5 protein-coding genes are annotated in these 6,000 nt (G+C 63.6%); 3 read left to right on the top strand and 2 right to left on the bottom strand.

Annotated elements, in window-relative coordinates:
* Positions 1 to 117: 117 nt before the first annotated feature.
* Entirely contained in the window at positions 118 to 1,188 is a 1,071-nt protein-coding gene (locus FG93_RS07190) for a patatin-like phospholipase family protein (RefSeq protein ID WP_052513456.1), read from the bottom strand.
* Positions 1,185 to 1,970 (bottom strand): 3-hydroxybutyrate dehydrogenase, encoded by a 786-nt coding sequence (locus FG93_RS07185; RefSeq protein WP_043233246.1) that lies wholly within the window; start codon positions 1,968 to 1,970, stop codon positions 1,185 to 1,187. Before FG93_RS07185 ends, FG93_RS07190 begins: the two co-directional genes overlap by 4 nt.
* A gap of 130 nt (positions 1,971 to 2,100) precedes the next feature.
* Between FG93_RS07185 and FG93_RS07180 the strand changes: the two genes are divergently transcribed.
* The 3 genes from FG93_RS07180 to FG93_RS07170 all read left to right on the top strand — a co-directional run bounded on the left by FG93_RS07180 (position 2,101) and on the right by FG93_RS07170 (position 5,996).
* A complete protein-coding gene (locus FG93_RS07180; protein WP_043233302.1) occupies positions 2,101 to 2,625 on the top strand; it encodes a transcriptional repressor in 525 nt (174 codons plus the stop codon).
* Positions 2,618 to 3,892, top strand: a complete 1,275-nt coding sequence (gene ispG / locus FG93_RS07175) for a flavodoxin-dependent (E)-4-hydroxy-3-methylbut-2-enyl-diphosphate synthase (protein ID WP_043233244.1) — start codon at positions 2,618 to 2,620, stop codon at positions 3,890 to 3,892. Before FG93_RS07180 ends, ispG begins: the two co-directional genes overlap by 8 nt.
* 106 nt (positions 3,893 to 3,998) lie before the next feature.
* Positions 3,999 to 5,996, top strand: a complete 1,998-nt coding sequence (locus tag FG93_RS07170; protein WP_081881362.1) for a potassium transporter Kup — start codon at positions 3,999 to 4,001, stop codon at positions 5,994 to 5,996.
* Positions 5,997 to 6,000 lie beyond the last annotated feature (4 nt).

The raw sequence follows: 6,000 nt of genomic DNA, 5'->3' as shown, positions 1-6,000 counted from the left end.
AGGATATCGTCGATCACTGCTGCTACGCCTGGAACAAGCTCATCGACCAGCCATGGCGCATTATGTCCATCGGCATCCGTGACTGGGCCTATCGGTTCTGATCAACGAGACTTGGTATTAGGAGATCGCTTCCTTCAGGTCGAGCGTGCCCTGGACGCCGATCGCGTCGTAGTTGCGTTTCAGCCAGCGCTTCGCGGCAGCACGGCCCATATCGCGCAGGCGCAGCAGAAAGTCCCATTCCGCGTTCATGCGTGTCGAACTGGTCAGTTCGGCGAGAGGCGGTCCGCCGTCGATGCGGTGCATCAGCACGCGCTTGTATTCGTCCTTGGGCAGCTTGCCGGCATCGACCAGGCGATTGACGAAATCGATGGCGCGCAGTTCGCGCAGCAGCGAGGCGTTGAAGGTGATCTCGTTCAACCGGTCCTGGATCGCCCGGGCGTTGGTCGGCAGCTCCTTGCGCTGCAGCGGGTTGATCTGCACCAGCAGGATGTCGTCGCCTGCCGCCTCATAGAACAGCGGAAACAGAGCCGGATTGCCCATATAGCCGCCGTCCCAATAGGCCTCGCCCTTGATCTCGACCGCCTGGAACAGCATCGGCAGGCAGGCCGAGGCCATCAGATGGTCGGCTGTCAGTTCCTCGCCATTGAAGACCTTGATCTTGCCGGTGCGGACATTGGTTGCGGCAATGAAGAGCTTGACCGCCCGGCACGCCTGGACCTTGTCGAAGTCGATCAGGTCGGCGATCACGCCGCGCAGCGGGTTGATGTTCAGCGGGTTGACGTCATAGGGGCTCGCGACCTTGGAAAAGAGCTCGAACCAGAGCAGGCCAGGCTGGGCGCCGTTCTTGCCCCAGGCGCCGAGCATGGTGTCGATCAGCGAACGCTCCGAGCCGCCATATTTGCCGTCGACGCTGATGCGCCGCCAGAAATTCTCGAGCTGGGCACGGGCGCCGTCGATGCCGCCGTCGATCCAGCCCTCGCTGAGCACCACCGCATTCATCGCGCCGGCGCTGGTGCCCGACAGCGCCTCGATGGCGAGGCGCCCGTCCTCGAGAATCGCGTCGAGCACGCCCCAGGTGAAGGCGCCATGGGCACCTCCGCCCTGGAGAGCCAGAGAGACGCTCTTCTCGGCCCTGGGACCGGCGAGGCCCTCGACCTGACGCGCGCCGGCCCTGCGCCGGCCGGTCACGCTGCGGTCCAGCCGCCATCCATCGGCAAGGTCGTGCCGGTGATGGATTTCGCCGCATCGGTGCAAAGGAAGACCGCAAGCGCCGCGACCTGCTCGACCGTCACGAATTCCTTGGTGGGCTGGGCCTGGAGCAGCACGTCATTGATGACCTGCTCCTTGGTCAACCCGCGCGCCTTCATGGTGTCGGGGATCTGCTTCTCGACCAGCGGCGTCCAGACGTAACCGGGCGCGATGGCGTTGACCGTGATGCCCTTGGTTGCAACTTCAAGCGCGACCGTCTTGGTGAAGCCGGCAATGCCGTGCTTGGCTGAGACATAGGCCGACTTGAAGGGCGAGGCGACAAAGGCATGGGCTGACGCCGTGTTGATGATGCGGCCCCAGCCCTTTTGCTTCATTCCTGGCAGGATGGCGCGGGTGGTGTGGAAGGCCGAGGACAGGTTGATCGCGATGATCTGGTCCCATTTCTCGATCGGGAATTCGTCGACCGGCGCGACATGCTGGATACCGGCATTGTTCACCAGGATGTCGACGGCGCCGAAAGTTTTCTCCGCGTCCGCAACCATGGCGGCGATCTCGGCTGGCTTGGTCATGTCGGCCGGCGAGAACTGCGCCTTGATGCCGAATTCCTTCTCAAGCCCGGTGCGCAACGCTTCGGCATCGGCCGCCGGCATGATGCCGTTGATGACGAGATGGGCGCCTTCCGTGGCGAGTGCGCGAGCGTAAGCGAGGCCGATGCCGGAGGTCGATCCGGTGACGAGAGCGGTGCGATCTTTAAGGAACATGAGCGTCTAGGCTCCTGACACGGGCTGAGAAAATGCTTACGTTGCATATTTGAACGGGCAGTCTTTCCGTCCCCGCAAAGGCGGTCGCGGCACGTTGCCCGATGTAGTATTGCAACGCAACATGATGAAAATGCAGCCACACGCCCACGCGCATGACGGCCATGACCAAGCGGCCTGTCGCCATGCTCAGGATCACCAGCGTCATGCCGCGGAAGCGCTGGCGAGGGCCGAAAAGCTCTGCCGGGAGCGCGGCCTGAGATTGACGCCGATCCGCCGCAAGGCCCTGGAGGCCCTGCATGCCGACCATCGCCCGGTGGGCGCCTATGATCTGGCCGATCGCATCTCGCCGCCCGGTGGGCGACGTCTCGCTCCGATTTCGGTCTATCGCGCGCTGGATTTCCTGGTCGAGCAGGGGTTCGTGCACCGCCTGAGTTCGCGCAATGCCTATGTCGCCTGCCCGCACGGTCACGGCGCCAGTGATGTTGTCGCCTTCCTGATTTGCGAGACCTGTGGCGGCGTCGACGAGGATTCCTCGCCGGCCATGCGCCAGGCGGTGGCGGCGATCGTGCAAGGGCGGCAGTTCGTGCCCTCGCACCAGGTCGTCGAGATCGTCGGCCGCTGCGATCATTGCCGGAGCGCACATCCCCATGAATGAAACGGTTCTTACGGCTGCGCTTGCGGATGTCGCCGGGCCGCGGCCGCGCCGATACACCGTTCCGGTCAAGGTCGGAACCGTTGAAGTTGGCGGCGGCGCGCCGATCGTCGTGCAATCGATGACGAATACCGATACCGCCGATATCGCGGCCACCGTCGGGCAGGTCGCCGCGCTTGCGCGTGCAGGGTCGGAACTCGTTCGCATCACTGTCGATCGTGACGAGGCCGCGGCCGCCGTGCCGCATATCCGCGAGCGCCTCGATATCCTCGGCATCGACGTGCCCCTGGTCGGCGATTTCCACTATATCGGCCACAAGCTGCTGACGGATCACCCGGCCTGCGCGGAGGCACTGGCAAAGTACCGGATCAATCCCGGCAATGTCGGCTTCAAGGACAAGAAGGACCGGCAGTTTGGCCAGATCGTCGAGCTCGCGATCAAGCATGGCAAGGCCGTCCGCATTGGCGCCAACTGGGGTTCGCTCGATCAGGAACTGCTGACCGCGCTGATGGACGAAAATGCCTCCTCCCCGCAGCCGCTCGATGCGCGGGCGGTGATGCGCGAGGCCATGGTGCAGTCGGCCCTGCTCTCGGCCCAGCGGGCGGAAGAGATCGGTCTGGCCAAGGACCGCATCATCCTCTCGGCCAAGGTTTCGGGCGTGCAGGATCTGATCGCGGTCTACCGGACGCTTGCCGAGCGTGGCGACTATGCCATCCATCTCGGCCTGACTGAAGCGGGCATGGGGTCGAAGGGGCTGGTCGCATCCTCGGCTGCGCTCGGTATCCTGCTGCAGGAGGGCATCGGCGACACGGTCCGCTTCTCGCTGACGCCGGAGCCCGGCGGCGACCGGACGCTCGAGGTCAAGGCGGCGCAGGAATTGCTGCAGACCATGGGATTCCGCGCCTTCGTGCCGCTGGTCGCGGCCTGTCCCGGCTGTGGCCGCACGACATCGACGGTGTTCCAGGAACTGGCGCGGGATATCCAGAACTGGATTTCCTCCTCGATGCCGGACTGGAAAACACGTTATCCCGGTGTCGAGATGCTGAACGTCGCGGTGATGGGCTGCATCGTGAACGGGCCGGGCGAATCCAAGCATGCCGATATCGGCATCTCCTTGCCGGGAACGGGCGAGGTACCGACCGCTCCGGTCTTCGTCGATGGCAAGAAGGTCGCGACATTGCGTGGTGCCGGAATCGCAGCCGAATTCAAGGACATGGTCAGCGCCTATATCGAGCGACGCTATGGGGTGTGCGCCGATGCGGCGGAATGAGCCGGCTCTCCTTGAGCGCGGTTCGGCCGCGCGCCTTTGCGCGGTGGCGGCGTTATGTTAGAGGCCCCGGCCTTTCGCTGCATTGCAGCACCCGCGGAGAACCCTGATGGGGCATGACCAGCCGACTCCGCCGACCGGACAGGTTGGCGATACCCGTTTCGGCCTCGATCATGGGCAGGGCGCTTCCAGCTCCGGCGGGCACTCGACTGCAAGTTACGGGGCGCTGGCACTTGGCGCACTCGGAGTCGTCTACGGCGATATCGGCACCAGCCCGCTCTATGCGCTTCGCGAAACCATTCTTGCCGCCACAGGTGCCAGCAGCGGTGGCCACGGTGGTGCCGTGGATATCGCGCTGACCACCCCGGTGCCACGTTCGGTCGTGATCGGCGTGCTTTCGCTGATCCTCTGGTCCCTGGTTGTGGTGGTGACCCTGAAATATGTCGTCCTGCTGCTGCGGGCCGACAATAATGGCGAAGGCGGAACGCTGACGCTCGTCGCACTTGCGCAGCGTGCGCTTGGGCGGACGCGCGGCGGAGTCGTTCTCTTTCTCGGTATGGCCGGGGCGGCGCTCTTCTATAGCGACGCGGTGATCACACCGGCGATCTCGGTGCTGTCAGCGGTCGAGGGAATCAAGCTGGTGACGCCGGCGCTCAGTGATTACGTCGTCACGATAGCATCTGTGATCCTGGTTGCCCTGTTTCTGGTTCAGAGCCGCGGCACGGCCAAGGTGGCCAATTTCTTCGGCCCGATCATGATGCTGTGGTTCCTGACGCTGGGCGGGCTTGGTCTCTACCATCTCTCCGATGATTTCAGCATCCTGAGCTCGATCAATCCCTATTACGGCTTGCAGTTCTTTGTGCTGCATCCTGGCGTCTCGCTGGCTGTGCTCGGCGCGGTATGTCTGTCGGTGACCGGAGCCGAGGCGCTTTATGCGGATATGGGTCATTTCGGCCGCGGGCCGATCCGTTCGGCCTGGCTTTATCTGGTGTTTCCGTCGCTTTGGCTCTGCTATCTCGGCCAGGGTGCGCTGATCCTGTCGGACCCGACCGCGATCGAAAACCCGTTCTATAGGCTGGCGCCGGAAGGTTTCATCCTGCCGCTCGTGATCATGGCGACGGTCGCGACGATCATCGCGAGCCAAGCCGTCATCACTGGCGCCTTTTCGCTGACGCGGCAGGCCGTTCAGCTCGGCCTGTTGCCTCGCCTTGAGATCCGCCACACCTCCGAGCACACATCTGGACAGATCTACATTCCGCGCGTCAACGCGATGCTGCTGATCGTGGTGCTGCTCCTCGTGTGGACCTTCAGGTCCTCATCCGACCTGTCGCATGCCTATGGCATCTCGGTTTTCGGTGCGATGGTGGTGGATTCGCTGCTTGCGTTCATCGTGATCAGCAAGGGCTGGCGCTGGAGCCTCGCTGCAACCACCGCTGTGGTCGTGCCCTTCCTGCTGATCGACGTCGCCTTCTTCTCGGCAAATCTGCTGAAGCTTTTGAGCGGCGGCTATGTGCCGGTGATGATGGCGGCAGCGTTGGTCTTGCTGATGCTGACCTGGGTGCGCGGCACCCGGATCCTGTTCGACAAGACCCGCAAGACCGATGTCCCGCTGCTTGAGCTGGTCTCGATGCTCTCGAAGAGCCCACCGGTGCGGGTCAAGGGCATGGCGGTGTTCCTGACCAGCGATCCCCAGACCGCGCCCGCCGCGTTGCTGCACAACCTGAAGCACAACAAGGTCCTGCACGAGCGCAACGTCATCCTGACCGTGCGCACGGCCGATACGCCGCGCGTCGCCGAAGAGGAGCGGGTCCGTCTTTCGCGCATTACCGACGATTTCTGGCGGGTCGAAATGGTCTATGGCTACATGGAAAGCCCGAACGTGCCCAAGGGGCTCGCCATGCTGCGCAAACAGGGCTTCAAGTTCGACATCATGTCGACCTCGTTCTTCCTGTCGCGGCGCTCGATCAAGGCCTCGGCGCAATCGGGCATGCCGGTCTGGCAGGACAAGTTTTATATCAGCCTGACCAAGAGCGCGACGGACGCGACCAGCTTCTTCCAGATCCCGACGGGACGCGTGGTCGAGGTCGGAACGCAGGTGACGGTGTAGATCA

It is taken from the genome of Allobosea sp. LC85 (genome assembly GCF_000735605.1).
Lineage (GTDB): Bacteria > Pseudomonadota > Alphaproteobacteria > Rhizobiales > Beijerinckiaceae > Allobosea.
This window is presented reverse-complemented; position numbering and strand designations above follow the sequence as displayed.

Bases quoted from the DNA above. Each gene is read 5' to 3' on its own strand.
- FG93_RS07185 (WP_043233246.1), bottom strand. From the start codon at position 1,970: ATGTTCCTTAAAGATCGCACCGCTCTCGTCACCGGATCGACCTCCGGC.
- FG93_RS07180 (WP_043233302.1), top strand. From the start codon at position 2,101: ATGCAGCCACACGCCCACGCGCATGACGGCCATGACCAAGCGGCCTGT.
- ispG (WP_043233244.1), top strand. From the start codon at position 2,618: ATGAATGAAACGGTTCTTACGGCTGCGCTTGCGGATGTCGCCGGGCCG.
- FG93_RS07170 (WP_081881362.1), top strand. From the start codon at position 3,999: ATGGGGCATGACCAGCCGACTCCGCCGACCGGACAGGTTGGCGATACC.